Raw genomic sequence first — 26,635 nt, forward strand, 5'->3', positions numbered from 1 at the left:
TCCGCAACAGCCCGGTCGGGGTGGTGAACTCTGCACGGTGGCGGGAATTACCGGCCCTCGGCGAACGCCCGCAGCGCGTCGACCTGGGCGGCGTCCAGGGACGGCCGGACCGTCTCGCGGGCAGCGGTGACGTCGGCTGCGGTGACGTCGGCGGTGTCGATCGAGCGGCGCATCGCGGTCAGCGCCGCCTCACGCAGCAGCGCAACGCAGTCCGCGGCGCTGTAGCCGTCCAGATCGGCGGCCAGCGCGTCGAGGTCGACGTCGCCGTGCAGCGGCACCGACTTCCCGGTCACCCGCAGGATCGCCCGGCGGGCGTCGGCGTCCGGCGGCTCGACGAACACCAGCTTCTCCAGCCGGCCCGGCCGCAGCAGCGCCGGGTCGATCAGCTCCGGGCGGTTGGTGGCGCCGACCACCACCACGTCACGCAGCGGGTTGGCGCCGTCGAGTTCGGTGAGCAGCGCGGCCACCACCCGATCGGTCACCCCGGAGTCGAAGCTCTGGCCGCGCCGCGGCGCCAGCGCGTCGACCTCGTCGAGGAACACCAGCGACGGCGCCGAGTCGCGGGCCCGCTGGAACAGGTCCCGCACCGCCCGCTCACTGCTGCCGACCCATTTGTCCATCAGCTCAGCACCTTTGACGGTGTGCACGCTGACCCGGCCGGAGCCCGCCAGCGCCCGGACCACGAACGTCTTGCCGCAGCCCGGCGGCCCGTACAGCAGCACCCCGTGCGGCGGTTCGACGCCGAGCCGGGTGAAGGTGTCCGGATGCTGCAGCGGCCACAGGATCGCCTCGGTCAGCGCCTGCTTGGTCGCCACCATGTTGCCGACGTCGTCGAGGGTGACCGAGCCGACCGACACCTCGCTGGTCGCCGATCGGGACAGCGGCCGGATCACGCTCAGCGCGCCGACCAGATCATCCTGGATGAGTTTCGGTGCCTCGTCGTTGCTGCTGGCCCGCGACGCCGCCCGCAGCGCCGCCTCCCGGACCAGCGCCGCCAGGTCCGCGGCGACGAAACCAGGTGTGCGGTCGGCGATCTCACCCAGATCGAGGCTGCCGCCTGGCACCGATCGGAGCATCCCAGTGAGCAGCGCCGCCCGGACCGGGCCGTCGGGCAGGCTCAACCGCAGCTCCCGATCGCACAGGTCCGGCGCCCGCAGCCTCGCGTCGACGTGATCCGGCAGTGCCGACGTGGCGATGAACGCCACCCCGGCGGCGGCCACCGCGGTGCGCAGTTCGGTGAGGATCAGCGTCGAGACCGGCTCCGGCGGATCGGGCAGCAGCGCTTCCACGTCGGCGATCAGCAGCACGCCGCCGCTCTCACCCACCCGGGCGACCGCCGCGCGGACCGCGGCCAGCCGGTCGTCGGCGGCCAGTGCCCCCACCGCCGGCCCGTCGAGTTCCACCAGCCGCCGCCCGGCGCAGACCGCGCGCACCAGGGTGGTCTTGCCGACCCCGGCCGGCCCGGACACCAGCACCCCGAGATCCGTTGCGGCGTTGAGGGTCTGCAGCAGCTGCGGTTCGTCCAACGCCAGCTTCAGCCATTCGGCCAGCTTCGCGGCCTGCGCCTCGCACCCCTTCAGCTCGTCGACGGCGACCCGCACCGGAGCGGCCGGGGCAGCGGTCGCCGCCGGTGAGGACACGGTGATCCCGTTGCCCCAGCCCACAGATGAATTCGGTTGCACGCTCACCGGTCCGGCCGGATCCACCCCGGTGACGGTCAGCAACTCCGAGGTCCAGCTGATCCCGACCGCCGACGCCAGCGCGGTGGTGGCGGCGGACGTCGAGGTGCCCGGACCGAGGTCGCGGGGGAGCAGCGACACCGCGTCGCCGACGCTGAGGACCTTGCCCAGCAGCGCCTGCCGCAGGGTGGCCGGCGGTACCGTGTTCGACGCCAGTGCGGAGCCGCTCAGCGTCACCGACTTCGCGCCGTGGACGGTGACCGGGGCCACCAGCACCTGAGCGCCGTCCCGCAGCCCGGCGTTCGACAGCGTCACGTCGTCGAGCAGCACCACGCCGGCCGGGGTGGTCGCACCGGCCAGCCCGGCGACCGCCGCCGTCGTCCGGGAGCCGGTCAGCGAGACCGCGTCCCACTCCCGGATGCCCAGGGCGGCAACGGCTTCCGGGTGCAGCCGGATGACGCCGCGCCGGGTGTCGACGGCCGCGGTGTTGAGTCGGGCGATCAGCGTCAGATGCCGGGAGGTGTCGGAGCCCACCGGGCCATTATCGGCATAGCCGCCGCATGAGCTCGCCGGTACGGCTCAGACGAATAGCATTTGGGCTAGGATCGTGCGCACGTCGGCCAGTTCAGACTCGGACAGGCGGATCTCCGGTGCGGGCCGTCGGAAGCGTTCGACGGAGACGGTGCGGATCTGCTCGGTGATCACCCAGCCGCCACCTGCGGCGACGTGGACGCGATGCAGCCAGCCGCGCCGTTCGACGCTGGTCAACGGCAGCACGCAGGCCAGGTGCCCTAGGGTCACGTCGAGGTGAAATCTGGATGAGACGACGAGGGCAGGCCGATCCTTGCCCTGCTCGCGGCCCCGCACCGGATCGAAGTCGACGAACCAGACCTGGCCGGGCTCGATCGGGGGCCGGCGGCTCACTTCGCGTCGTCCCAGTCGTCGGTGATCGGGGCGTCCGCCAGACCGGATGCGTCCGCATCGGCGATGTATGCCGCCCAGGCCTCGGGGTCGGCCTCCCGGTACTGCTGCACCGCGGCAACGGCCTTGGAGCGCCAGTGTTCATCGATGAGGCGGCGCACCGTCTCATCGGCCGATGCGCCGTCGTACTCCTCACGGCCGATCCGCAGGATGCGGTCTCGGGTTTCATCGCTTACGCGCAACATCTCAGCAGTCTACTGCGGTGTTGACGAATGTGTTTACGGCTCAGATGGTCAGCGGCCGGGTTTGCGCAGCCCCAACCGGGCCGTGGACCGTCCACCGGGCCGGCGCACCCCCAGCCGTGGCATGGACCGGCGGTTCGGCTGCGCCCGGCGGATCGCCCGGCGGGCCGCCCGCCGCTGCTTGGGGGCGTCCTCCCACGATTCGGGGTGCGAGGCGACCCAGTGGTGGCTGCGGATCGAGAACGGGATCGTGGCCAGGTAGGCCACCACCAGCACCATGACCAGGATGTAGGGGAACAGGAACGCCGCCGCGGCCACCAGTGCCAGCACAGCCAGCAGCACCGCGGCCAGGTGCGGCGGCACCGACACCGCGTGCATCTTGCGCATCGGGATTCGGCTGACCAGCAGCATCGCGATCCCCACCACCGAGGCGCCGACGAACCACTGCGACGTCCACCAGCCTTCGCCGAACTGCAGTTTGGCGGCGAGCAGGCTGATCAGGCAGATCGCGCCGGCCGGCGCGGGCATCCCGACGAAGAACTCCTTGGTGTAGGCGGGCAGGCCGGTGTCGTCGAGCAGCGCGTTGAACCGGGCCAGCCGCAGCACCACGCAGACCGCGTACAGCAGCACCACGATCCAGCCGGCGGGCTGCGTCGACAGCATCGACACGTAGATCACCACCGCAGGCGCCACCCCGAAGTTCACCGCGTCGGCCAGCGAGTCGATCTCCGCGCCCATTCGCGACTCGGCGTCGAGGATGCGCGCTACCCGGCCGTCGAGCCCGTCGAGGATGGCGGCGGCGGCGATCAGCGCCATCGCCAGGTGCGCCTGGCCGTCCAGGGCGTACTTGATCGACGTCAGGCCGGCGCACAGCGCCAGCACCGTCATCGAACTGGGCAGGATGTGCAGGCCCACCGTGCGCCGTGCGCGGGGTGTACCGGTCATGGCAGCACTGCCAGGACGGTCTCGCCGGCGACCATCCGCTGGCCGACGCTGACCAGGGGCTGGGTGCCGATCGGCAGGTAGGTGTCGAGGCGGGAGCCGAACCGGATCAGGCCGTAGGTGTCGCCGATCGCCAGCCGGTCGCCGGGCGCGACGTCGCAGACGATCCGACGGGCCAGCAGGCCGGCGATCTGCACGGCCACCACCTCGGCGCCGTCGGCGGTGCGGATCCGCACGCTGTTGCGCTCGTTGTCGGTGCTGGCGTCGGCACGGTCTGCGGAGCCGAACCGGCCCGCCCGGTGCCGCACGTCGAGTACCTCACCGGCGATCGGGGCGCGCTGCACGTGGGCGTCGAGCACCGACATGAAGATGCTGACCCGGGGCAGCACGACGTCGCCCATGCCGAGTTCCGGTGGCGGCGTTGCGGTGTCGACCAGGCAGACGACGCCGTCGGCGGGGGCCACCACGACCCCCGGGCGGGTCGGCGGCACCCGGTGCGGATGCCGGAAGAATCCGGCGCAGGCCCCGGCGGCCAGCAGGCCGGCGCGGCGCAGCCACGGCCGGTGGCGACCCAGGGCGGCGAGCCCCAGGGCGCCGGAGACGAACGGCAATCCGGCGGGGTGCATCGGCGGCACCGTCGACCGCACCAGGTCGGTCAGGTGCCGCAGACCACCGGGGGCGTCTGCGGGGCGGGGGCGTCTGGCCACCCGGCTATCTTACGGAGCCGTTCGTCTCAGTCGGTCAGGTCCCAGACCTGCACCCGGGTGCCGGCCGGCACCTCGGTCACGTCCTCGGCGACGTCCAGCAGGCAGTTCGCCGACGCCAGGTACCGCAGATGGTGCGAGGCGGGCGGGCCGTAATTGGTGACGGTGCCGGTGTGGTGGTCGAGCAGGCCGCGGCGGAACTGCCGTTTGCCGGGCGGTGAGGTGATCTTCTCGCTGAGCACCGCCTCGCGGCGGGGACGGTCGGGGGCGGGCAGATCCATCGCGCGGCGCAACGCCGGGCGCAGGAACACCTCGAAGGAGACCAGGGCGCTGACCGGGTTGCCGGGCAGGGTGATGATCGCGGCCGCGCCGACCCGGCCGAAGCCCTGCGGCATCCCCGGTTGCATCGCCACCTTGACGAACTCCACCCCCTGGTCGCCGGAACGGCCGAAGACGTCCTTGACCACCTCGTAGGCGCCGGCGCTCACCCCGCCGCTGGTGATGATCAGGTCCACCGCCCCGTCGTGCACGCCGTACCGGTCCAGCACCGCCTCGAACTGCGCGGTGTCGTCGGGGACGGTTGCGGTGCCCACTACCTCGGCGCCGGCGGCGCGCACCGCGGCGGCGATCATCACCCCGTTGGACTCGTAGATCTGCCCCGGCTGCAGCGGGTGACCGGGTTCGACCAGCTCCGACCCGGTGGAGATGACCAGCACCCGCGGCCGCGGCCGCACCGGCAGGTCCTTCAGCCCCAGCGCCGCCGCCAGCCCGGCGACCGAGGCGCTGACCACCTGCCCGGCCCGCAGCACGATGGCGCCCTCGGCGACGTCGCCGCCGGCCCGGCGGATGTGCCGGCCGTGGGCGGTGGGGGCGCTGATCGTGACGACGTCGGCGCCGCCGTCGGTGGCCTCCACCGGCACCACCGCGTCGGCGCCGGCCGGCATCGGGGCGCCGGTCATGATGCGGTGAGCGGTGCCGGCCGCCAGCGTCGGGACGTCGGTGCGGCCCGCTGGGATGTCCTCGGCGACCGGCAGGGTGACCGGGTGCTCGGGGGAGGTGGCTGCGGGGATGTCGGTGGCGAGCACCGCATAGCCGTCCATGCCGGAGTTGTCGAACACCGGCAGCGAGATCGGTGCGATCACGTCCTCGGTCAGCACCAGCCCTTCGGCGTCGACCAGGGTGGCGGTGACCGGTGGGCGGGGCCGGATCAGGTCGGTGACGGCCCGCTGATGTTCCTGAACAGATCGCATGACGACATTATCGGTGCCGGAGCCCGAAAGCCCTACACCGGGAACGTGACCCCGGTCAGTTCCTCGGAGACCGCCCACAGCCGGTCCTGCAGTTCGACGTCCTGGGACTGCTTGCTGGAGTCCACCAGCTTCGGGTGGCCGCGCTGCTCGCCGATGCCGTCCGGGCCGTAGTACTGCCCGCCCTGCACGGCGGTGTCGGTGGCGGCGCGCAGCGTCGGCAGCGCGCCCATCGCCGCGCTCTGCACCACCAGCGGCATCAGCAGCCGGTCGGCTGGGCGCAGGAACGCCGGCAGGTAGCGGGTCAGTTCGGTGTTGGCGACGCCCGGGTGTGCGGCGACGGCGATCGTCGACTTGTGCTTGGCGGCCAGCCGGCGCTGCAACTCGTAGGTGAACATCAGATTCGCCAGCTTGGACTGCCCGTAGGCGGCGATCCGGTTGTAGCCGTTCTCCCACTGCAGGTCCTCGAAGTGGATCTGCGCCATGATCCGGTGGGCCGCACTGGCGACCGTCACCACCCGGGATCCCTTGACCCGCATCATCCGGGGCAGCAGCAGGCCGGTGAGCGCGAAGGGTCCGAGGTGGTTGGTGCCGAACTGCAGCTCGAACCCGTCGACCGTCGTCTGCTTGGGGGTGTACATGACGCCGGCGTTGTTGATCAGCAGGTCGATCCGCGGGTACGCCGCACCCAGTGCCTTGGCGGCAGCGCGCACCGACTCCAGCGAGCTCAGGTCGAGTTCCTGCACGGTGACCTGGGCGTCCGGCGCGGCGCGGGTGATCTTCTTGACGGCGGCCTGGCCCTTGTCGAGGTCACGTACCGCGAGCACCACCCGGGCGCCGTGCTTGGCCAGCACCGCAGCGGTGTGATAGCCGATCCCGGTGTTGGAACCGGTGACGACGGCCACCCGCCCGGACTGGTCCGGCACGTCGCCAGCGGTCCATTTCCCCCGGTCACCCATGTTGCAAACGATACTCACGGGACATGACCGGCGAAGCTGCATCGCGGTTACAGCTGTGTCTCGAAGGTGGCTGACCGACGGGGGTCGGCTGCTACCGTTACGGGGCGAGTTCGGGCCTGGTGTCATCATTGCTGTATGACAGGCTGCGTCTCGTGGGCCATCTCAGGAAGGTCGGATCAGGCAATCACGGTTGAGGTCGTCGGTTGGTCTTAAGGAGTCGGCGATGAGCGACACCGCGCAGGGTTCGCGGGTTGGGTCGCAGTTCGGGCATTACCAGCTCAAGCGACTGCTCGGCCGCGGCGGCATGGGTGAGGTCTACGAGGCCGACGATCTGGTCAAAGACCGGACCGTCGCGCTCAAACTTCTCTCGCCGGCGCTGAGCCAGGATCCGGTGTTCCGGGAACGGCTGCAGCGTGAGGCGCGGACCGCCGGCCGGCTGCAGGAACCGCACGTGGTGCCGGTGCACGATTTCGGTGAGCTCGAGGGGCAGCTGTTCCTGGACATGCGGCTGATCCAGGGGCTGGATCTGGCCGCGATCCTGCGCGAGGCCGGTGTGTTGCCGCCGCGGCGGGCGGTGAACATCATCAGCCAGGCGGCGTCGGCGCTGGACGCGGCGCACGCGGCCGGGGTGATCCACCGCGACATCAAGCCGGAGAACATCCTGGTCGCACGCGACGATTTCGCCTACCTGTGCGACTTCGGTATCGCCAGTGCGAACACCGATGACCGGCTGACCCAGATGGGCAACGCGGTCGGCACCTGGAAGTACTCCGCGCCGGAGCGGTTCACCGGTGACGAGGTGGACTCCAGCATCGACGTGTACGCGCTGGCGTGCGTGCTCTACGAATGCCTCACCGGGTCACCCCCGTACCGCGCCGACAATCCCGGTGCGCTGATCACCGCGCAGTTGATGGAGCCGGTGCCGATGCCGAGCCGGCTGGCTCCGGAGATTCCGGCCGGATTCGACGACGTCATCGCCTGCGGGATGGCCAAGGACCCCAAGGAGCGCTATGCCAGCGCCGGTGACCTGGCGCGGGCCGCGTACCGGGCGCTGAGCAGCAGCCCGGCGCGGATGTCGGCGGCTGCGGGCGGGCAGAACCCGGCGCCGCAGGTCAGCACGCCCACGCCGCCGCCGGGCATGGTGCTCACCCCGCCGCCGGGTTCGGTGCCCACACCGCCGCCGTCGAACCCGTCACCGACGCCGCTGCCCACGCCGCCGCCGTCGGGCCCGTCGCACACCACTCCGCCCGGCATGGTGCTGACGCCGCCGCCCGGGCCGACCCCCACGCCGCTGCCTGGGCCGACGCCCACGCCGCTGCCGGGTCCGACGCCGACCCCGCCGCCGGGGCCGACGCACACCCCGCCGCCGGGCATGGTGCTGACGCCGCCGCCGGGGCTGGCCTCCACCCCGTCGCCCGGCCCGCATTTCGGCACCAGCACGTGGCCGGGTCCCGGCCGGCCGCCGCGCGGCCCGTCACGGCACGCGCACCCACTGCCCGACAGCGGCGCCAAGCGCCGCAACGCACTGATCGCGGTGGCGGCGGTGCTGATCCTGCTCACGGTCGTGCTGATCGTCCGATCGCACCGCGGGCACGGTGACGAGATCGCCGAGCCGTCGGCGCCGATGGGCTCCGCGGAGATGCAGGACCGGCTGTCCGGCCTGCTGCCGGCCGGCTACGCCAAGGAGGCGTGCACCGCGGCCCCGCTGGAGGGCAAGGCCGTCGCAAAGCTGTCCTGCCGGCGGAACACCGATCCCGGTGGACCGGCGTCGGCCACCTTCACCCTGTTCCCGGATGTCGACGGGCTGCGGGCCGGCTTCGAGGAGGCGACGGGCCTGACCAGCCTGGTGAACTGCCCGGGCGGCGTCCAGTCGCCGGGACCGTGGCATCGTGCCGCGACGCCGCAGCAGGCCAGCGGCATGCTGATGTGCGGCAGCCAGCAGGGCAGCCCGACACTGGCCTGGTCGAACTACGCCCAGTTGTTCCTCAGCGTGGTGCACGGCGGGGAGGGCGGTCCTACCCTGGAACAGCTCTCCGCGTGGTGGAGCAGCCACTCGTAACCGGCGGTCACGCCAGGTTGATCGTGCGCACCAGCGTCTCCAGTGCCGCCGACACGTCCGAGGTCAGTTCCTCGTCGGCCTCGGCCTGACGCACCGCCTCCTCCGCGACGTTGGCGGCCTGGGCGGCTTCCGAAACGGACAGGTTCGAGCGGTGCCGGCAGGCGTAGAGGCGCTGCCCGAGCGTTGCGGTGGGCGCGGCCGCGCCGGTGAGCATCAGGCCGTTGTAGTGCCGCCGGATGGTGCCCAGGGCGTTGATCAGCGCCGCGGTGACGCCGTACACCTCCATCGACCGGGACGCGACCGATTCCAGTTGCCGCAGTTCGGCCAGGATCCCGTTGAGCCGGGCGGTGAAACCGGGGGCGGTGATCGCCGGCAGTGATTCGGCGGCGGCCCGGCAGTTGTCGACCGCGGCGGTGACGACCTGGGCGATGACGTTGGCTTCCTGGCTGTCGACCCGCGGCGGGCTCGCTGGTTCGGGCGCGGCGGCCGGCCGGTTGGGGACCGCGGCGCCGCGCCGGATGTCGGCGATGGCGCCCGGCGGCCACTGCAGGGCCTCCTCCAACCGGGCCCGGGTGCGGTCCCGGGGCCAACTGCGGCCCTTCTCGAACGCGATCAGTGCGCCGGCGTTGATGATGCCGTCGGTGGCGAGCCGGCGCTGGCTGATGTCGAGTTCACGCCGGCGTGCAGCGGTGGCCGCCCCGGCTCGCGCTATCCCGGGGTCCGGGACGTCCTCGTCGGTGGCGTCGGTGGCTGCGTGGCTCATCTCCACCGACTCCTCAACCTGGTACCGACCGCGACCTGCTGTCGACCGCGACCTTGTCAGGGTAACTGTTGCACCTCGCGGCGAAGCGTAGCGGTGCCGCACGTCGGTTAGGCAGCCCTAAAACAGTCGCATAAGTGCGGTTCGGTCGTGGTAAACCGCAGCGGATACTCGGTTACGTCGCGGTAAAACCCCTGGAAACCGCAGGAAAACTTCGGTATGTGACAGAAACGTCGCACAAACTGTTGCACTGCGACGGTTCGAACTGTAGCGTCATCCGCAACGCAACACGATTGATGCGACGTTTCCGAGGAGGTAGCTGCAGATGACCGCAGTCATGGTTGACGAGTTCCCGCTGGGCGCCTGCGCGGCTGACCCGGAGCGCTGGATGTCGACGCCCGATGACGAGGCCAAGGCCCTGTGCCGCGCCTGCCCCCGCCGGTGGCTGTGCGCGAAGGAAGCCGTCGAACTGCCCGGAGCCGTCGGCCTGTGGGCCGGCATCGACATCCCGGAGGGCGGCCGCGGGCGGGCGTTCGCGCTGAACCAGTTGCGGTCGATGGCCGAGCGCAACGGTTACCCGGTCCGCGACACCCGGCCCGAGTTGATCTCCGCCTAGTTGCTCCCGGGGCACTCGCTTGCCTCAGCGCGACACGTCCGACAAGCGGCCTAGTTAGGATTACCCGCGACAATGCCTCGAACGGGCGTGTAGACAGAGTGGGATGGCTTTGAGGTGCGACGAATCTCCGTGATTCTCATGGTGGGGGCGCTGGCATTCCTCAGCGCGCCGCCGGCCGTGGCGGTGGCTCCGCCGATCATCGACGCGGGCGCGATGCCGCCCGACGAGACCGGCCCGGACCAGCCGATGGAGCAGCGCCGGGTCTGTGCGGCGCCGACGTCGTTCCCCAACGCCAACTTCGCGGACGCGCCGTGGGCCAACGACTATCTCCGCGTCGCCGAGGCGCAGAAGTTCGCCACCGGGGCCGGGGTGACGGTCGCGGTGATCGACACCGGGATCAAGCCGTCGCCACGGGTGCCCGCCGAGGCCGGCGGCGACTTCGTCGAGGCCGGCGGTAACGGACTGGAGGACTGCGACGCGCACGGCACGCTGACCGCGTCGCTGATCGCGGGGCGGCCCGCGCCCACCGACGCGTTCGTCGGCGTCGCACCGGAGGCGCGGCTGATCTCGCTGCGGCAGTCCTCGGAGGCGTTCCAGCCCACCGGTGCGCGAACCGACCCCAACGACCCCAACACGACGCAGACCGCCGGTTCGATCCGCAGCCTGGCGCGGGCGGTGGTGCATGCGGCGAACCTGGGCGCGAACGTCATCAACATCAGCGAGGCGGCCTGTGTGAAGGCCACCCGGCCGATCGACGAGAGCACGCTCGGCGCGGCGGTGAACTACGCGGTCAATGTCAAGAACGCCGTGATCGTCGTCGCCGCCGGCAACACCGGCAGGGACTGCTCGCAGAATCCGCCGGCCGACCAGGGCAACCCGCAGGATCCGCGCGGCTGGAAGAGCGTGACGACGATCGTCACCCCGGCCTGGTACGACCCGCTGGTGCTCACCGTCGGCAGCACCAGCCGGGAGGGCGTGCCGAGCGGCTTCTCGATGCACGGCCCGTGGGTGGGCGCGGCCGCGCCGGGGGAGGACCTGATCGCGCTCGACTACTTCGGCAACCCGGTCAACGCCCTGCAGGGTGAGGACGGCCCGGTGCCGATCTCGGGGACCTCCTTCTCGGCGGCCTACGTCTCCGGGGTGGCGGCGCTGGTGCGACAGCGGTTCCCGGACCTGACCCCGGCGCAGGTGATGAACCGGATCACCGCGACCGCCCGGCACCCGGGCGGCGGCGTCGACAACATCGTCGGGGCCGGGGTGATCGACCCGGTGGCCGCACTGACCTGGGACATCCCGACCGGGCCGAAGCACGCCGCGGTCCGGGTGAAGCAGATCCCGCCGCCGGTGTACATCCCGCCGCCGGACCGGCGGCCGATCACGATGGTGGTGATCGGCGGGGCGTCGCTGCTGGTGCTGCTGGGGCTCACCGCCCTGGTGCGACGAGCGTTGCGGCGCCGATGAACAGCACCTGGGTGGGTTTGCGATTCACCACCGGACACCTGTTGACGGCGACCCTGCTGGGCCCGGCGCTGATCGCGGCCGGCTATGCCTGGGGCAAGCCGTGGGTCGGGATCACGCTGACGGTGCTGGCGGCGCTGATCGCCGTGGTCACCGTGCGCGGCCGACGGCTCACCGGCTGGATCGCCGCGCTGTGGGCGTGGCGGCGGCGGCACAAGACGGCGCCGCCCGCACCGTCGGAACCCGTTGTGGGACAGACCGTCATGCCGGGCGACCACGTGGCGATGCGGTGGACGGGCGAGGAGCTGGAAGCCGCCATCGAGCTGATCCCGCGGCCGTTCACCCCGACCGTGATCGTCGACGGGCACGCCACCACCGACGACACCATCGACACCCGGCTGGTGGAGCGGTTGCTCAGCGCGCACTGCCCGGAACTGGTGGCCGACGTGGTGTCGGCTGGTTATCGGGTGGGTCGGAGTGCACCGCCGAACCTGGTCGGGCTCTACGAGCAGGTGATGGGTCCGAACCCCGCACCGGCGCACCGGCGCACCTGGATCATCTTGCGCGCCAACCCCGAAGCATGCCGCAAGTCCGCGCAGCGCCGCGCCGACGGCGTCTCCGGACTGGCCCGCTACCTGGTGTCGTCCACGACACGGATGGCCGATCAGCTGGCCAGCCACGGTGTGGACGCCCGGTGCGCCCGCAGCTTCGACGACTACGACCGCGCCACCGAGATCAGCTTCGAGAACGAAACCTGGTCGGTCATCAAGGGGCGCAGCACCTTCACCACCGCCTACACCGCGGCCGGCGGGCCGGACGTGTGGTGGTCGGTGCGGGCGGACCACACCATCACCCGGGTGCGGATCGCGCTCGGTGCGGCGCCGCAGTCGACGGTGCTGCTGACCACGCTGGCCACCCCGAAGACCCCGCACGGCTTCTCCTGCCTGTACGGCGGGCAGCGGGCGGCGCTGTCCGGCCTGACGCCCGTGAGCGACCGGCACTACCAGCTGCCGATCGGCTCGGCCGGCGTGCTGATCGGGGAGACCGGGCAGCGGTTCCCGGTGTACATGCCGTTCGACGACGTCGACTCCGCCATCAACCTCGGCGACGCCCGGCTGTTCACCCAGTTCGTGGTGCGTGCCGCGGCGGCCGGGGCGCAGGTGGTGCTCGGCCAGCAGTTCGGCGAATTCGCCTCCGCGGTCAACGGCCGCGTCGGGCAGACCGCGCGGGTGATGTGGCCCAACGCCACCACCTACCTGACCCCGCACCAGGGTGTGGATCGGGTTCTGTTGCGGGACAACTTCATCGGCACACCACGGCACCGGCAGCTGCCGATCCGGCTCATCGAGCCGCGTGAGGAGAGCCGGTACCAGATGGCGCTGGAACGGTAAGGGAGAGGGTTTGGCATGGCGATGACTTTGAAAGCCGAAGTTGGGAGCATGAAGGAGCGCGCCGGTAAGCTCACAGAGAAAGAAATACCCGTATTGCCGGAAGTTCCCAAGGCGCCGGATTCGACCCACGTTGCGCAAGCTTCGGTGACCCAGTTGCAAGCGCTGCGCACCAAGGTCAATTCGCATTTGCTCGCAGGCCGCACTGTCGCCAAACAGCTTGCAGACGCGATCAATGCGGCTGCTGAAGCGTACGAAGCGCTTGACGGGGAGGGGGAGAACGCCCTGCAGAGCGATTCTCCGTCCCTTAAAAACATTTCAATTAAAAATTTTCCACCCCCCATTCCCGCCCCTCCGGTGACGCCGTCGATGCCGCTACCTCCCGGTCCGCAGCACATGTACATGGAATGGCGGGCCGCCGCCAAGCGGGTCAAGAATCCGGATAACACTGTGGATCTGGGGGAATTCGCCCGAAAATGCCGAGAGGCTGGTCAAGAGCTCAGCGATAGCGCCAGTGAATTCAACCTTGGCGGGGTGCACTGGGAAGGTGACGCCGCCGAAGCGTGTGCCGAGGCGCTGAGCAAGCATCGAGAGTGGCGTATCGCGATGAACGATTCGTGCAAAGCGTTGTCCGATCAGACAGATCGCCTGATCTATGAACATAAGCGTGCCGTGGATAACCATCCGCAGCCGGGTGGTCGGGATGACCTTTACGAAGCTGCGGGTGGGCTTGCATACGATTGGATGCACGACAAGATCAATCAGAAGAAATCCAACGATGTGATGGAGGATTATGCCATCGGGGCGAACCTCGATGATGTGAAGTCGGAGCCGCCGCCTCCGGGTATCACTTATCAGCCACCGGCAGCGACTCCGAGCATTAATCCCTACAGCGGAACTCCCAGCGGGCCGGGAAGCGGCCCGGGTGCCCCGTCAATGCCGTCGATGCCATCCATGCCTGGTACACCTTCGGCGCCGAGCATGCCTGAGCAACCCGCCTCGCCGACTGGGGGCATGCCTCAAGGCGGCTCACCTGGCGGTGGAAAGCCGGGAGGTATGCCCGGTGGCATGCCGGGCGGTATGCCTGGAGGAATGCCCGCGGCGGCGAAAGCCACTCCGCATCTGCCGCAGGGCCCCAGCATGAAGCCCGCCCACGCGGGTGGCGGTGCCGGCGGTGGCGCCGGTGGCGGCACCCTGCAGCCTGGGGTGGGGGCCCACTCGGTGAGCGCGACCCCAACCCCGCATGCCGGCGGCGCAGCCGCCGGCGCGGGTCCCGGTGGTGGTACTGGTGGTGGCATGGGCGGCGGTATGCCCATGGGCGGCCACGGGAACCAAGGCCAAGGTAAGAAGGGGAAGGCGATGGATCCGGAAGAGGCTCTGTACAAGGAAGACCGAGCCTGGACTGAAGGGGTCATCGGCCGCCGGTCGAACAAGACCACCCCGGGTGGTAAGGAGTCCAAGTGACCGAGGAGATGCACCCGCAGGTGGCCGCGGTGCTGGGCCAGGCTCAGCGCCTGCAGTCACTCATGGACGATCAGCTGTACAAGATGAACAGTGAATCGTTCACGGCTGCTGACGAATCCGAAACCGTCGAGGTGACTCTGAACGGCCGTCACTGGTTGACCGGACTCCACATTGAAGAGGGCGTGCTTCGGCTGGGTGCGGAAACCGTGCAGCAGCGGATCACTGAGGCGTTGCACAAGGCCACTGCCGCCGCCACGACGTCGATCGAGGGTGACCGGGAGCGCATCAACGCCGAGTTGGCCGACATCACCGGTCACCTCAGCCAGATCACCGACGACCTGTCTTAGCAGTAACTCAGCGCGGGTGCATTTGCCCGTCGAGGCCGCCCGCCTGCTGCTGGTCGGTGCTGTCGTACTGGCCTGCGGCCGCATCCAGTTTTGAGGCCAGGCTGTTGGAGACGGCCTGCAGCGCCTGTGCGGCCGCACCGCGTGAATAGTTCGCCGCGGACAGTGCTCCGATGGACTGCAGGCAGGCGACGCCGTGGCTGAATGCAACATTCTTTGCGACACCGTTTGTCATGTGGTCGGCGGTGTTGATGTGGGCTGCGACGTCCCGCAGTGTGTCCGCCAGGTCGCGTAGATCGGTGGTGTTGACCCGTGTTTCACGGCCCATGTGCAGTGCCTCTCTTCATTGGGTGTCGTGACAGTCTGTCGGAACGCAGCCGAAACAAATGGCCGACGATCCTGTGTCACGAGACCGTGTAGTTAGCTTCGCGTGCAATTCGGTCGTATTCGAACCCAGCCTGTTGGATGACTGCAGCATGATCTGCAGCATGGCTAAGCATCTCGCCGTAGCGTTCGGAGGCGAACGGCACCGTTGCTGCGTAGGCGGCCCATTGGATTTCCATAGAGAGGGCCAACCCTGAGCCTGGTGGAAACTCCCAACCCATTGCGGCTATTGCCGGAGCGATCGCAGCGGTGAGGGCTGTTGCACGATTATCAACGAAGCTGCGCGTATCCTTAACATTGATGCGTTGCTCATTGAGGACAAGTGCAACCGTTGCATCCTGTTGCGCCATTTCTTGGATATGAGTTTTTTGACTCTCGTTCCTCTGGTCGTATTTTTCCGAACTGTCGCTCTTCCAACTTCCGGGCGAATGGGTCGACGCCAGTGTCTGCTCGATCCGACCGAATTCGTTGGACGCGTCCTTGAAACGGTGACCGGACTCAGGCTCACCGAAACCCAACGAGTTGGACATACCCATCAGGATCAGCAATCCGGCTTCGATTACTGGTGTCGCCACCGCTTCTGCCAGCCTCGCGTTACCAAGGGCTTTCGCGCCCTGTTGCACCGCACTCTGTCCCAGGCCGATGAAATCACTCGCGAGGCCCGCCATCGACCCCTCTGTGGCGTGATCGAATACGGATTTCCAGGAGTTGGCTCCCGAGTAGATGTCCTTGACATTGCTGAGCGAAACATTACCCATGCGAACCAAGTTCCCGTTCCTCTCGTCGATCCAGATGGATTCGAGCAGAGCGGCGTCAACGTCAGGTGACAGCGCCGAAACCCTGTGTCGTCCCCCCGCGACACGCAACGGGGCATCAGTCAGGTCGTCCCGACCAAGGCTACCAGGACGATGGTGGCTGGTTGCGCAGCAATTTCGATGACTCATAGGCGCTCCGTAACCAAGGTGGCACCTACCTGGAGGCCCCGAGGTGGGCGGTAGACTCCGGCCGTGAACGATGCTGCGGGGAAGCGTGACAACCCGGCCGTTCCGCGACGAACACGGTGGAGTGACAAGCGACTTCCGCCGGACGCAACGCACACTCCGGATGCGACTGCACCCAATAAGGTGACGAAGTGGTTCTCCGCAGGGATGTTGGTATACGGCAGCCTGTTCTGTGCGGTACAGGCAGTACGCATGGGGATGGACCGCGAGTACGTCGTGGCAGCCCTGTGTGCCGGTCTTGCACTGCTCTGCTTCATCCAGATCGCCGGATGGCTTCCGATGATCAAATTTGTGCCGACTGCGACATCCGGCGCGAAGGGCACAATCTTTCGACCTGACCGACGGATCGACGTGCTCAGCGTGCTGGCGATGCTCGACGGAACCGTTGTGTTCGGGACGTGGGCGGTTCTCGGGCACTTGGGCCGAATCACCACGCCGGCAGTTATCCACGACAACGGCGGAAGCTTTCTCATGCTGTTCGGTGGTCCGGCGCTTGTCTGTGCGTCGTTCCTGTGGCTGATGCTCAAACGCCGGGGCTGCGCATATGTTCAACTGACCGTCGACGGGTTCCTGTTCGCCGAGGGGATCGTGTCGCGGACCGGGCTGTGGTCGGAGGTAACTGCCATGAGCACGGTCGATCCCCGACGTTGGCTGTCGCCGCGTTCTATGACGCTGGTGCGAGCTGACGGGAAGACGGCAACTGTGGGTCGACCCGACTTCTATGCGGATAACGGCGACGCCCTCTGGAAGCTGGTCCACTTCTATTGGCTGCACCCTGAATGCCGGCCTGAGCTCACCGACGGGCGGGCACTTGTACGTTTGCGGGACGAGCAGTTTGCGCTGGACTGATTGCGCGACTCAGCTCAACATCGCTGCTGCTGGTACCGCCTCCGCGAGCAGTTCGACGAGGTAGTTCCAATACAGCCAGTCTGCAACCGCAGCGCGTTGGGCCTCCGCATGGATTGCCGTGTGGGCGGCGTACAGGGCTAGATCACGGGCGTTGCCGGCGTAAGCAGCGAAGTGCTGCAGATGCGCGACACCTCGATCGGGCGCCGTGCTGACCATCGGCATCATCGCGCCGTACCAGAACTCCATCAGTCGATCTGCCGGAGCTTCGGCTGCGGTCGGGGCGGGTGGTATCAGTTCGAACAACCCCAGGTCGTCGGTCGTGGCGAGTTGGGCCGCTTTGCCCGGTGCCACTACTTCCAGCCGGTCGCGTCCTCTCATTTTGCCGCTGGGAGGGATGTCGGCGGGCTCGAGGACGATCTTGGCCGCGCCGGGGTCGGAGCCGACGAATTGTTCGGCGGTTGCGATCACGACCCGCAGGCGAGTGTTGTGATGGCTCGCCCACTGTTGCAGTGCGGATGACGGGTGGGTGGCAGCGCGTGCCCGATCACTGATCGGCACCCTGGTGTCGGAAGAGACCAGCACCACCGATTCGGGAAGCAGTATACCGTCTGGGATGAAGCCCAGGGCGTAGCTGTTGGCGAGGATGATCCTGCCGTCGATGGTGACGGCGGTCATCCAGTAGAACTCGCTGGCGACCAGCATCTCGGTGGCGATGTCGGGTGCGTTGAGGGCGGCGGCGATCCGGCGAGCAACCGCGACCGGATCACCGCCGCTCTGGTTCCGTTTGCGCTGCAAAGCACCCGCGGAGGTGGCAGCGGCGATCGCGTCGCGTTCGGCTCGGGCGGCGCTGACCGGAACGGGGCCCGCGGCCATATCGCCGGCCGCACCAGGCACACCGGTTGCCGACGCGGCGTGTACACCCGCACCGCCGCTACCCGGGGTGCCTGATCCTCCGGACCCACCCTGGCCGCCAGGTCCACCTGACGCGCCGGCTGCGGGGCCACCGGTGCCCGGTGCGGTGACCGGGGCTGCCGGTGGTGGTGTCGGTGCTGGGCCGAGCGGCATCGAGGGACCTATCGATCCACCGCCGCCACCACCGCCGCCGTGGAGGCCCCCGAACCCGCCGAGTCCACCGAACCCGCCACCGGACGCCCCACTGGCGGCTGATTCGCCGGCTGCTGTCCCGGCGCGCGCCGTGGAACTCGTCGTTGACGCGGTTTGCTCTATCGGTGCACCGCTGGCCGCAGAGGCTGCACTGGCGGCTGCCGGCGCGGCACCGGCCCCGGCCGACGCCGCGTGAATCGCAGGTTCGGCCCCCGCTGCTGCCGCTGCCGCCGCAGCTGGCGACCCCGGCGCCCCGGATTGATCCCCAGGGCCGTTCTGCTGCGTGTTGGTGTTCTGGGTGGGGTTCTGCTGCCCGGGCCCTGGCTGTTGTGGCGCATTCGCCATCGACGGCGCGCCCTGACTCGGAGCGCCCATGCTGGTCATCGATGGTGAAGGCATACCACCAGCCGGTGAGCCACCACTGGAACTAGGTGACGACGGTGCCGAAACGCTGGGAGTGCCCCCGACCTTGGTGCCGCCCGTACCAGGGGACGAAGTGAGCGGTTGTTGTGGCGCTGTAGCCCCTGTTTGCGTGTTGACTGCTGGGGTGGTGTCCTGTTTGCTGCCGGTGTTCGGGGGTGGCTGTGGGGAGGTACCTGTTTGCGTGTTGACCTCTGGGGTGGTGTCCTGTTTGCTGCCGGTGTTCGGGGGTGGCTGTGGGGAGGTACCTGTTTGCGTGTTGACCTCTGGGGTGGTGTCCTGTTTGCTGCCGGTGTTCGGGGGTGGCTGTGGGGAGGTACCTGTTTGCGTGTTGACCTCTGGGGTGGTGTCCTGTTTGCTGCCGGTGTTCGGGGGTGGCTGTGGGGAGGTGCCTGTTTGCGTGCTCACAAGTGGGTCAGTGCCTTGTTTCCTGCCGACAGGCACTGGTCCGTCCAGCGTGTTGCTCGGTGAACCCGTTTCAACGGGTTTAGATGGTGCTGTGGGCATGTCTAGTTTGAGCCCAAGTTCGTTCCCGGCCGCAGTGACGGTCTTGGCATTCTCGTTCCACGCCGTGGTTACTTCGTTTTCGATCTGTCGTTCGAGTCGCGTGATTTTATTTTGTAGATCCTTTACCTCGTCATCAGTTAGATTGGAATTATTTAACTCTCGCCTAGCTGCGTCGAGAGATTTTTGAAATTCATCGATTTTGCCTTGATGATTATTGGTAGACGTAACAATCGCATTCTTGGTGTCCAGTACTGTTTTCGACAACTTTTGGTACCGTCTGGAAACCTCGACAAATTTGGTATGTAAATCCTCTAATAACTTAGAATAATGCTGCAATATCGATTCGGCAGTTCCTGCGCTCGAACCCGCCCATATATTGTCGTTAAAAATCATGTGCTTCTGTTCGTCCCAGCTGTGGAGCACATTCAATAACTGGGATCCGGCAGTCGAGAAGTTCTTGCCTCGTGACTCCAATTGGTCTTCGTCCGCGTTGGGCCATAGCCCATGAATCATGTCGGGTTTGCGGGCATCTGAGGGCTCTGGTATGGCCATTCTCTAACCTCCGACTGCCAAGCATGCCGCCGTAACTATTGCATTTGCTTGGTTTCCTGCACTGGCAAGGTAGCTGTCGGCGGCAACGTATGTCGGAACAGCCTTCACGTATACCCGCTGATACTGGGCGGCGAGGTCGAGAAAATCCTGCAGCACCGTGTTCTTGGTCCTCGTAGCTAACTCTGCTGCTCTGTCCGCGCTGGAGAGCATCGTTTGACTTGCGGCGTCATTTATGGCGTTCTGTTCGGAAGTCCATTCCGTCGCGGGTATGCTCGCGTCGATCTTCAGCCATTCGGACAAGCCCCTGCTCGTGTCTGTTGAGTTGGCTATCGCACCCTTACAAGTTGAATCAGGGCTTGTTAGGAAACGTGTGGGCTTCGCCGGGTCCTCAAGTGCGGGTACCTGATGCGATCCAGGTTGCGGGTCTGCAAGGATTGCTCTTCCTCCCGCCGAACCGTACGTAATTGATTCACAAACGTTTACGATGACGTTTGTCGCGCTGATGAAAGTTCTCGCTAGTTGCTCATCTTGCGCAGTATAGTTGGGCACGCTGTCTGCGTAGGATCTCGCATAGGCGATGGATTGTTCATACAGTTCCCGAACGACGCGATGAGGTGTCTGCTTCGCCAGTGTCACGTACTGGTCTGCAGTGTTGCGCATTGCCGCCGCGATTTCTTCGTATTGTGTTCGCTGATCGGCAGACCATTCGGTGGCTGGAATCGACGGATTGCGATCACTCCAGCCCTTTTTCTCCAGTGCGGCAAGGGCATTGTTTATCGGCATGAATTTGTCGCAGGTAGGCTCGTCGGTGATGATTCCGATAGACCCTGTGTCCTCGGCGCTGACGATATCTGATGTCGCCCCCGTGCCGTTCTTGCCGCCGCGACCGTCGGAACCGGAGTGCAGCACGACGATGGTGATAGTGACCGCGACCGCGATGACAGCGATCAACGCAACCCCAAGCAGCGCCCACTTGAATCCATTGGACTTCGGTGGGGGTCCAACCGGTGGCCAGCCTGGGTACGGCCCGGGTGGGGGCCCATAGGGTTGACCGGGTGCTGGATGACCGGGTGCCGGGGGACCGGGCGGTGGGGTGGGGGGTTGCCCGGGAACGGGCGGTTGAGTGGGCCAGGATCCCTGCGGACCCGGTTGGCCATACGGTCCCTGGGGTGCTGGCGGAGGAGGGGTGGTCATCGGCTCTCCTGCAAGTCACTCCGGCTCAACGGTCGCTCACCTTTCACCGCTCACATCAGTCACAACTGTCCCGGTGATGCTACCGGCCTATTGTTAACGAGCTTAAGCGACGAAACGGCCAGTCCGGTGCACTGATTTTCGTCGTACAGCAGGGGGTGTGTGGCACCGGTCCGTCACGGCCTGGGCTGGCGATTGCTCGCTTCAGTGGGGTGCGACGAGGCTGGACAACTCGGTGGCATCGGCGGAGAACTGGATTAGCGTGAGCCCGGCCCGCCACACCCGTCGCGATGACCCGGCCTCGGGTTCCATGCGCCATCGGGTCTCGCAGGTGTCGAGATCACGCGCGACCATGCCGATTCCGGTGTCAGGATCGCCGAAGGTGAACACCGCGGTCGAACCGTGGGAACCCAAGTAGTCGTCGGCCATGGCGACCTTGCAGGTCGCAGCCTGCTCACCGGTGGCGAGGTCGTACTGCACCCACGCATCCCAGCGGGTGGGGTCAGCGCCAAGGAACAGTCGCGATCCCACTAATCGCACCGCGGCCAGCGCACCGTCAAGGCGTACCGCAGCAAGCGATTCACCCTCAGCGTTGGACACCCAGTAATGGGGTGCGTCGGCTCGGCGCAGCACCGGCACGTCCTGCCAGCCCAGAGCCGTCACGGTGGCGTCGTTGCGCTGCCCACGCTGTTTACCGGCGGTGTCGAAGAACCCGATCGCCCTGCGTGCGGAGTCATCGCGGCCGTGAAGTTCAGCGACGAAGCCGCTCGAATGCACGATCGTGCTCTGCTGCACGATGTCAGGGTTGAGTTCCGGGGTGGCGATTGTGCCGTCGACCACCGAGAAGACCACGCTTTGATCTGAACCTCGCTGCGCGCTGCGCTGGCTGGTCAGCGTCTGCGTGGGCAGATCCGAGTTCCGGGGCTGGCGCCCGCCGACGGTGCCATCACCAGGAACGAACCAGGTCAGCTCGCCGTGTGGGCCGATGCCGCTGATTCCCTTGTTCATCGTTTCGGCGACGGCGTAATCCCCGACCTGCTGCACCCAGTTGTGCCCGGCACCGGTGTTGAGCTCTGTGGGGCCGGTGAAAATCACTGCGCCGCTGCGGGAGTCGATGACCCACACGGTACGGCCGGCGTCATTGCCGGTATGCACACACAGCAGCGCGGTGGGACCGTTGCGAAAACAATGCGGCGGAAGGGCGCTCTGCACGTTGAGCGGGACCGCCGGAAACAGGCGGTGCCCGTCGCGGACATCGACTCCGACCAACCACCACCGCGCTGTGGGCTCACCGGGACTGGTGGCCAGGAAATACGCCGAATCGCCGAGGGTTCCGAGGAACGGGTCGCGTGGATACGGCGGGTTGGTGGCGCCGATCCTGCTGAGTTGCACCGCACCGGGGTCGGCGGCCGGCAACCCCAGATCGGTGACGTGCGCCCGCCAGCCGACAACCGGCTGCGCGTCCATCGGCTCGGCGAGCGAGGTCTGCGCCGGGGGCTGCCAAGCGCCACGGGCGTTTTCACCCGGCATCCGGGGCACCATCACCAGGGCTGCGATCACCATCGCCACGATCGCCACCACCGCCGGCCACCACCGCCTATACCGCGACGCAGCCCGGGTGGGTGCGACGTTGCTGGTCCGGGGGTCAGTCACCGTCGGCCTCGTACTGGGTGGTGAACATCTGGGGGATCTGCGCGTGCACGGCATCAGGTGTCGGCAGGCCGACCTCGGTGTCAGGAACCCCCTGGTCGTCCTCTCTTGCGTCTCATCGCCCACCCCTACGGCGCCGCCTCCAACTTGGCCACCTGCGCGTTGAACAGCGTCGTGAGCTGACCCGCGACACCCGCCGCGTCATAGCCCGCGTCGTGGCTCATGGTGAACTGGACGGCGTTGACCAGCACATCGCGGTAGGCACCCCGAACCATCACCGTGTACCCGTGCAGCGGCGCGAGCCCGGGGATGGGGGAGTTCGAGTCAATGGTCGTGCCGTAGGCGGTAGCCCACTTCGGCAGGCCACTGGGCTGCAGAAGCCGCAGTGTGACGGTCTGGGTCAGCGTCTGGCCGCCGACGTCAGACGTGATCGTGTACTGCCCGCATCTGTCGATGTACCGCTTCACGTCCAAATCGGGTGCGGGAAGCGTCAAAGACACCGACGCCATGTGCGTCCCCTCGGGATCGGTATCGCTCAGCTCCGACGACGCCGCCTGGGTTCCCGCCAGACTGCCCGTCGGCTTGCCTGTGTCCAGCGTGCTGCATTCCTGCGGACTCGTAGTCCCGTAGCTGCCCGGTGCAGGCCCTTCGGTGGGCGCACTGCCACGGCCGAGGTCTGATTTCCACTGGTCCCCGCTGAAGCCGGTGAACTGGGAGCGGTCCAGCAGCAGGTCCTTGGTCAGCGACGACAGCGGCCCCTTCTTAGAGGCGCTGGCGACGGACGTCTTCGCCACGTGGGACCCGTGGTTATCGCCACCGCTGAAATGCCAGATCACTCCACCGACCACGAGCACCGCTACGACACCCGCCGCCAAGCCCGCCCACAACCCGGCCCGGGATTTTGGTGGCCGCGCGGCCGGAAACGGTGTCGGGTAGGCCGGTGGGTACGCGGGTGCTGGCGAGTGCGGGCTTGGGTACCCCACGGCGTCGTCCACCCAGAGCTGCCAGCCCGGCGGCGGCGCAGGCCACGACGGATCGGGGCTCCACCCGGGCGGCGGTGACCAGCCCGGTGGAACCGGCGGCCAGGTGGGTGGAGGGTTGAACCGCATCGTGCACGTCCTCGCTCTCGTCCAGTGCATGGGCAGCGTAACCGGCAGGGCCCTCGGGCTGCGCCGACCAGGCTCGCAACCGCTGCCGCAACGCCAGGTGCGCCGATACACTCCGAGCGTGTCCAGTCGGTGTGAGCGGGGGAGGACGGTGGCTCCGTGCTGACGGTCCCGCAGGTCCTCGACGCCAACGCCGATGCGCTCACCACCGGCGCCGGCGAACTGAGCGCCTCGATCACCGCCCTCGACAGCCAGATCGCCGACCAGCGCGCGAAACTGTCGCAGTTGCAGGCGGCGTGGGAGGGCAGGGCTTCGTCGGCCGCCCAAGACCACCTCAGTGAGCGGATCTCCGGTCAAGAGCAGCACCGGGATCGGCTGCGTTCGCTCCAGCAGGCCATGGCCTCCGGTGGGCAGGAGATGGCCGGCATCCGCGCGCAGCTGCGGGAGGCCGTCGACAGTGCGCAGGCGTCCGGTTGGGAGGTTGCCGACGACGGTTCGGTGTCACCCGGATCGGTGCTGAACCAGTTGGCGGAGACGTCATCGGTGATGAGCATGGAACTGGCCCTGATGGGTATGCAGTTCACCAGTCAGATCAAAACGAAGCTGGCCGAATTCACCTGGGCCGACCTGCGTGCTGGGGCGGAAATCCGCAAGTTCGACGACACCCTGGAAGCGCCCCCCACCGATGTGCCGGAACCCCAGCCGCAACCCGACCCGCCCCACAAAGCCAACCCGGCCGACATCGCCGATCAAGTCCTCGACCGAGACGCCTCGGAACTCAAGGGCAGTGGTGACCTGCCGATGGACCCGAACGTCCCCAACGACGTCTGCTGCGCCAACTTCGTGACCGCAACCCTGCAGAAAGCCGGTCTGATCGACTGGCACAGCAATCAGGTCGCCGAGACGTCGCAACGCCTGCAGGCGCAGGGCTGGCGGGTGGTGCCGGCATCGGAGGCCAGGCCGGGCGACGTCGCGATCATCAACGGCAATGAGCACACCGAGTTGGTCTCCGCCAATAACAATGGGCAACTCACCCTGATCGGCTCGAACAACGTCAATCCTGATGGCTCGCAACGGATCAGCTACGGCCACCCGTACGGAAACGTGGTGTACCTGTCGCCGCCCTAGCAAGCGTCAGTTCCCCGGAACCTCGACCAATGGTGCCGGAACCCCGTACTGGCTCGGCCAGGCCTGCCAGGCGGGATCGGTGGGGCCGACGGCCTGATCGGTGAGCGCCCAGCCATCCCCGTCGCGTCGCAGCAGCGCCGCGTAACTGCGTGACTTCGCGTGATTGGTGGCGGCCTCCGCATACGGTGTGCCGGCGTAGTCGATCGGCCCGCCGTCGGCACCGAGCAACGATCCATAGACGAAAGCCCAGTCGCCGAAGACCTTGAGTTGCTTGACGACCAGCGTGGCCGGCTTCCCGAGGTCGGTGTCGAGTGCCGCAGTCGCGGGCTGAGTGATTGCAGCCCCCTCCGATGAACCGGGGTCGACGGCGTGCGGCGGTGCGGCCGCATCTGCCCACGCACCGGCAGCGGCGGCAAGGCTCACCGACCAGAGCAGCACTAGCAACCGCGCACTACGGAAGGGCATGCGCCCAACGGTATAGGCGCGCTGCGCAGGACAGCAACTAGCAGAATTTTGCTGCACCAGGTGCCCCGGTCGCCGGGATACGATTTTCAGGTCGACTGCGAGGGGCGCCGATGACCGGGTTGTTGCGGGTGGATCCTGCGGTGCTGGAGCAGACGTCTGCTGGGTTAGCCGGTATCGCCACGGAACTGGGCAACACGTCGGCCGCCCCCGCGTTGCGCGGTGCGGCGGGGCCGCTGTCGGGGCTGGATGCCGCGCTCGCCTGCCAGCAGGTCGCCTCCGCCGTCGAGAACCAATCACGGCAACTCGGCACGGACCTGTCCGGCTACGCCGAGAATCTGCAGGCTGCTGCGGAAGCCTACCGGCGTGGCGACGCCGCTGCTGCTGACCGCATCGAGGGCGTGGAACCCGAAGACCGGCCGGCAGATGAAGCCGGTGACCACGGACCAGACGACGGCTACCACCCGGTGAGCGCTGACGAACTGCGCCGCATCGTGCCCGAACTCACCCCGGAACGCGCCGAGGAGATCGTCGGCCCGCTCAACGACGCGATGCGCGACGGCGGGATGGACACCCCGGAACGGCAGGCCGCGTTCATCTCGCAGCTGGCCGTTGAATCCGACCGCTTCCGCACCTTCGAGGAATACGCCAGCGGTAGCGAGTACGAGGGCCGCGCCGACCTCGGCAACACCGAACCCGGTGACGGTGAGCGGTACAAGGGGCGCGGCGCGATCCAGGTGACCGGCCGCTACAACTACACCAGGATGAGCGAGGATCTCGGCGTCGACTTCGTCAACCATCCCGAGCTGGCGGCGAGACCGGAATACGCTTTCAAGAGTGCGCTCTGGTACTGGAACAGCCGGAACGGCAACGCCGTCGCCGACGGGGGCGACATCGTGAAGATCACCGAGATGGTCAACGGCGGTCACTACGGACTGGCCGAACGAACCGACTACTACAACCGAGGATTGCAGGTGCTGGGCGAGTGATCAACCGGATGATGGCCAAAGCGGTTGTGGGGTGCGCCCTTTCGGCTGTCGTGATGGGCACGGTCGGGTGTGGTTCGCCAACCCGGCCCACGCTGCCACAGCCAGCCTCGGAGTCGGTCTCCACCGTCCACCCGCTCTCGGGCCCCGGCAACAATCCCTGTGGTGACGCGGAATTCACGCCGCAGCAGTTCGTCGGGGACTGGACCGAGCCGGGGGACACGACCGTCGTGACCCTCGGCGCCGACGGCATCCTGACATCACACGGGCATGATGGCCGGCGCGCCGGGAAGTGGAGCTACTCGCCGTGGGAATTCACCCCGGCGAAGTCCGCCATGCCCGCCGATCAGGCCGACCGTTGCGTGCTCTGGCTGCGCTGGAACGGCTCCGGACCCGCCGACGCCCTGGTCTATCTGCCGCTGGAGGTCACCGGCACGTCCCTGCAACTGAGCTACATCGGTCGGGGCAACACGGTGACCTGGGTGCACCCGAAAGCTGGTTCCTGAACGTCG

General features: G+C 67.8%; 25 protein-coding genes. 10 read left to right on the forward strand and 15 right to left on the reverse strand.

From position 1 onward, the window contains the following. Positions 1–47 precede the first annotated feature (47 nt). From KIH27_RS04095 to KIH27_RS04125, 7 genes are read right to left on the reverse strand one after another with little or no spacing between them, the layout of a single operon-like run. A complete protein-coding gene (locus KIH27_RS04095) occupies positions 48–2,213 on the reverse strand; it encodes an AAA family ATPase (protein WP_214091658.1) in 2,166 nt (721 codons plus the stop codon). A 45-nt stretch (positions 2,214–2,258) separates the two neighbouring features. Continuing rightward, positions 2,259–2,603: a type II toxin-antitoxin system PemK/MazF family toxin gene (locus KIH27_RS04100; RefSeq protein ID WP_214091659.1), complete on the reverse strand. Its 345-nt coding sequence runs from the start codon at positions 2,601–2,603 to the stop codon at positions 2,259–2,261. Then, complete coding sequence (locus tag KIH27_RS04105; RefSeq protein WP_214091660.1) at positions 2,600–2,845, reverse strand: hypothetical protein; 246 nt, start codon at positions 2,843–2,845, stop codon at positions 2,600–2,602. The genes KIH27_RS04100 and KIH27_RS04105 overlap by 4 nt, the downstream gene beginning before the upstream one ends. 48 nt (positions 2,846–2,893) lie before the next feature. Continuing rightward, positions 2,894–3,787, reverse strand: coding sequence for a CDP-diacylglycerol--serine O-phosphatidyltransferase (pssA, locus tag KIH27_RS04110; protein ID WP_214091661.1), 894 nt, complete (start codon positions 3,785–3,787; stop codon positions 2,894–2,896). Next, positions 3,784–4,491 carry a phosphatidylserine decarboxylase gene (locus tag KIH27_RS04115; RefSeq protein WP_214091662.1) on the reverse strand — a complete coding sequence of 236 codons (708 nt, stop codon included), beginning with the start codon at positions 4,489–4,491 and terminating at the stop codon, positions 3,784–3,786. The genes pssA and KIH27_RS04115 overlap by 4 nt, the downstream gene beginning before the upstream one ends. A gap of 26 nt (positions 4,492–4,517) precedes the next feature. Next, positions 4,518–5,738, reverse strand: a complete 1,221-nt coding sequence (moeA, locus tag KIH27_RS04120; protein WP_214091663.1) for a molybdopterin molybdotransferase MoeA — start codon at positions 5,736–5,738, stop codon at positions 4,518–4,520. A gap of 32 nt (positions 5,739–5,770) precedes the next feature. Continuing rightward, positions 5,771–6,694 carry an SDR family NAD(P)-dependent oxidoreductase gene (locus tag KIH27_RS04125; protein ID WP_214091664.1) on the reverse strand — a complete coding sequence of 308 codons (924 nt, stop codon included), beginning with the start codon at positions 6,692–6,694 and terminating at the stop codon, positions 5,771–5,773. Positions 6,695–6,917: 223 nt separating this feature from the next. Between KIH27_RS04125 and KIH27_RS04130 the strand changes: the two genes are divergently transcribed. Continuing rightward, on the forward strand, positions 6,918–8,753 hold the full coding sequence (locus tag KIH27_RS04130) for a serine/threonine-protein kinase (RefSeq protein WP_214091665.1): 1,836 nt from the start codon (positions 6,918–6,920) through the stop codon (positions 8,751–8,753). Between the two features lie 7 nt (positions 8,754–8,760). Here KIH27_RS04130 and KIH27_RS04135 read toward each other — a convergent pair whose 3' ends face one another. Continuing rightward, positions 8,761–9,516, reverse strand: coding sequence for a transcriptional regulator (locus KIH27_RS04135; RefSeq protein WP_214091666.1), 756 nt, complete (start codon positions 9,514–9,516; stop codon positions 8,761–8,763). A gap of 322 nt (positions 9,517–9,838) precedes the next feature. On the opposite strand from KIH27_RS04135, the gene KIH27_RS04140 reads away from it, so the two are divergent. The 5 genes from KIH27_RS04140 (at position 9,839) to KIH27_RS04160 (ending at position 14,786) form a co-directional block, all read left to right on the forward strand. Beyond that, positions 9,839–10,129 carry a WhiB family transcriptional regulator gene (locus KIH27_RS04140; protein ID WP_214091667.1) on the forward strand — a complete coding sequence of 97 codons (291 nt, stop codon included), beginning with the start codon at positions 9,839–9,841 and terminating at the stop codon, positions 10,127–10,129. 138 nt (positions 10,130–10,267) lie between these two features. Then, on the forward strand, positions 10,268–11,590 hold the full coding sequence (gene mycP, locus KIH27_RS04145; RefSeq protein ID WP_250149570.1) for a type VII secretion-associated serine protease mycosin: 1,323 nt from the start codon (positions 10,268–10,270) through the stop codon (positions 11,588–11,590). Next, a complete protein-coding gene (eccE, locus tag KIH27_RS04150; protein WP_214091669.1) occupies positions 11,587–12,978 on the forward strand; it encodes a type VII secretion protein EccE in 1,392 nt (463 codons plus the stop codon). Before mycP ends, eccE begins: the two co-directional genes overlap by 4 nt. 48 nt (positions 12,979–13,026) lie before the next feature. Then, positions 13,027–14,439: a PPE domain-containing protein gene (locus KIH27_RS04155; RefSeq protein WP_214091670.1), complete on the forward strand. Its 1,413-nt coding sequence runs from the start codon at positions 13,027–13,029 to the stop codon at positions 14,437–14,439. Then, positions 14,436–14,786, forward strand: a complete 351-nt coding sequence (locus KIH27_RS04160; RefSeq protein WP_214091671.1) for a YbaB/EbfC family nucleoid-associated protein — start codon at positions 14,436–14,438, stop codon at positions 14,784–14,786. The genes KIH27_RS04155 and KIH27_RS04160 overlap by 4 nt, the downstream gene beginning before the upstream one ends. A gap of 7 nt (positions 14,787–14,793) precedes the next feature. On the opposite strand, the gene KIH27_RS04165 is transcribed toward KIH27_RS04160, so the two are convergent. Together KIH27_RS04165 and KIH27_RS04170 are read right to left on the reverse strand one after the other, a co-directional pair. Continuing rightward, positions 14,794–15,111, reverse strand: coding sequence for a type VII secretion target (locus KIH27_RS04165; protein ID WP_214091672.1), 318 nt, complete (start codon positions 15,109–15,111; stop codon positions 14,794–14,796). Positions 15,112–15,187: 76 nt separating this feature from the next. Continuing rightward, entirely contained in the window at positions 15,188–15,925 is a 738-nt protein-coding gene (locus KIH27_RS04170; RefSeq protein ID WP_214091673.1) for an EspA/EspE family type VII secretion system effector, read from the reverse strand. A 366-nt stretch (positions 15,926–16,291) separates the two neighbouring features. Between KIH27_RS04170 and KIH27_RS04175 the strand changes: the two genes are divergently transcribed. Further along, positions 16,292–17,017 (forward strand): hypothetical protein, encoded by a 726-nt coding sequence (locus tag KIH27_RS04175; RefSeq protein WP_214091674.1) that lies wholly within the window; start codon positions 16,292–16,294, stop codon positions 17,015–17,017. A 9-nt stretch (positions 17,018–17,026) separates the two neighbouring features. On the opposite strand, the gene KIH27_RS04180 is transcribed toward KIH27_RS04175, so the two are convergent. The 4 genes from KIH27_RS04180 to KIH27_RS04195 all read right to left on the reverse strand — a co-directional run bounded on the left by KIH27_RS04180 (position 17,027) and on the right by KIH27_RS04195 (position 23,235). Continuing rightward, the gene (locus KIH27_RS04180; protein ID WP_214091675.1) at positions 17,027–19,600 is read right to left on the reverse strand and encodes an EspK C-terminal domain-containing protein; all 2,574 of its coding nucleotides are present in this window, start codon (positions 19,598–19,600) and stop codon (positions 17,027–17,029) included. Positions 19,601–19,603: 3 nt separating this feature from the next. Next, positions 19,604–20,551 carry an ESX-1 system-associated protein gene (locus KIH27_RS04185; protein ID WP_214091676.1) on the reverse strand — a complete coding sequence of 316 codons (948 nt, stop codon included), beginning with the start codon at positions 20,549–20,551 and terminating at the stop codon, positions 19,604–19,606. Positions 20,552–20,995: 444 nt separating this feature from the next. Beyond that, positions 20,996–22,444, reverse strand: coding sequence for a 9-bladed beta-propeller domain-containing protein (locus tag KIH27_RS04190; RefSeq protein WP_214091677.1), 1,449 nt, complete (start codon positions 22,442–22,444; stop codon positions 20,996–20,998). 125 nt (positions 22,445–22,569) lie between these two features. Next, positions 22,570–23,235, reverse strand: a complete 666-nt coding sequence (locus tag KIH27_RS04195) for a hypothetical protein (RefSeq protein ID WP_214091678.1) — start codon at positions 23,233–23,235, stop codon at positions 22,570–22,572. Between the two features lie 471 nt (positions 23,236–23,706). Between KIH27_RS04195 and KIH27_RS04200 the strand changes: the two genes are divergently transcribed. Further along, entirely contained in the window at positions 23,707–24,675 is a 969-nt protein-coding gene (locus tag KIH27_RS04200) for a WXG100 family type VII secretion target (protein WP_214091679.1), read from the forward strand. A 6-nt stretch (positions 24,676–24,681) separates the two neighbouring features. Here the strand turns inward: KIH27_RS04200 and KIH27_RS04205 are convergent, their stop codons facing one another. Beyond that, positions 24,682–25,140, reverse strand: coding sequence for a hypothetical protein (locus KIH27_RS04205; protein WP_250149557.1), 459 nt, complete (start codon positions 25,138–25,140; stop codon positions 24,682–24,684). A gap of 110 nt (positions 25,141–25,250) precedes the next feature. Between KIH27_RS04205 and KIH27_RS04210 the strand changes: the two genes are divergently transcribed. Both KIH27_RS04210 and KIH27_RS04215 read left to right on the forward strand, forming a co-directional pair. Further along, positions 25,251–26,126 (forward strand): glycoside hydrolase family 19 protein, encoded by an 876-nt coding sequence (locus KIH27_RS04210; RefSeq protein ID WP_214091680.1) that lies wholly within the window; start codon positions 25,251–25,253, stop codon positions 26,124–26,126. Further along, on the forward strand, positions 26,123–26,629 hold the full coding sequence (locus KIH27_RS04215; protein ID WP_214091681.1) for a hypothetical protein: 507 nt from the start codon (positions 26,123–26,125) through the stop codon (positions 26,627–26,629). Before KIH27_RS04210 ends, KIH27_RS04215 begins: the two co-directional genes overlap by 4 nt. The last annotated feature ends 6 nt before the right edge of the window (positions 26,630–26,635 follow it).

Source organism: Mycolicibacter acidiphilus (genome assembly GCF_018455725.1).
Classification (GTDB): domain Bacteria; phylum Actinomycetota; class Actinomycetes; order Mycobacteriales; family Mycobacteriaceae; genus Mycobacterium; species Mycobacterium acidiphilum.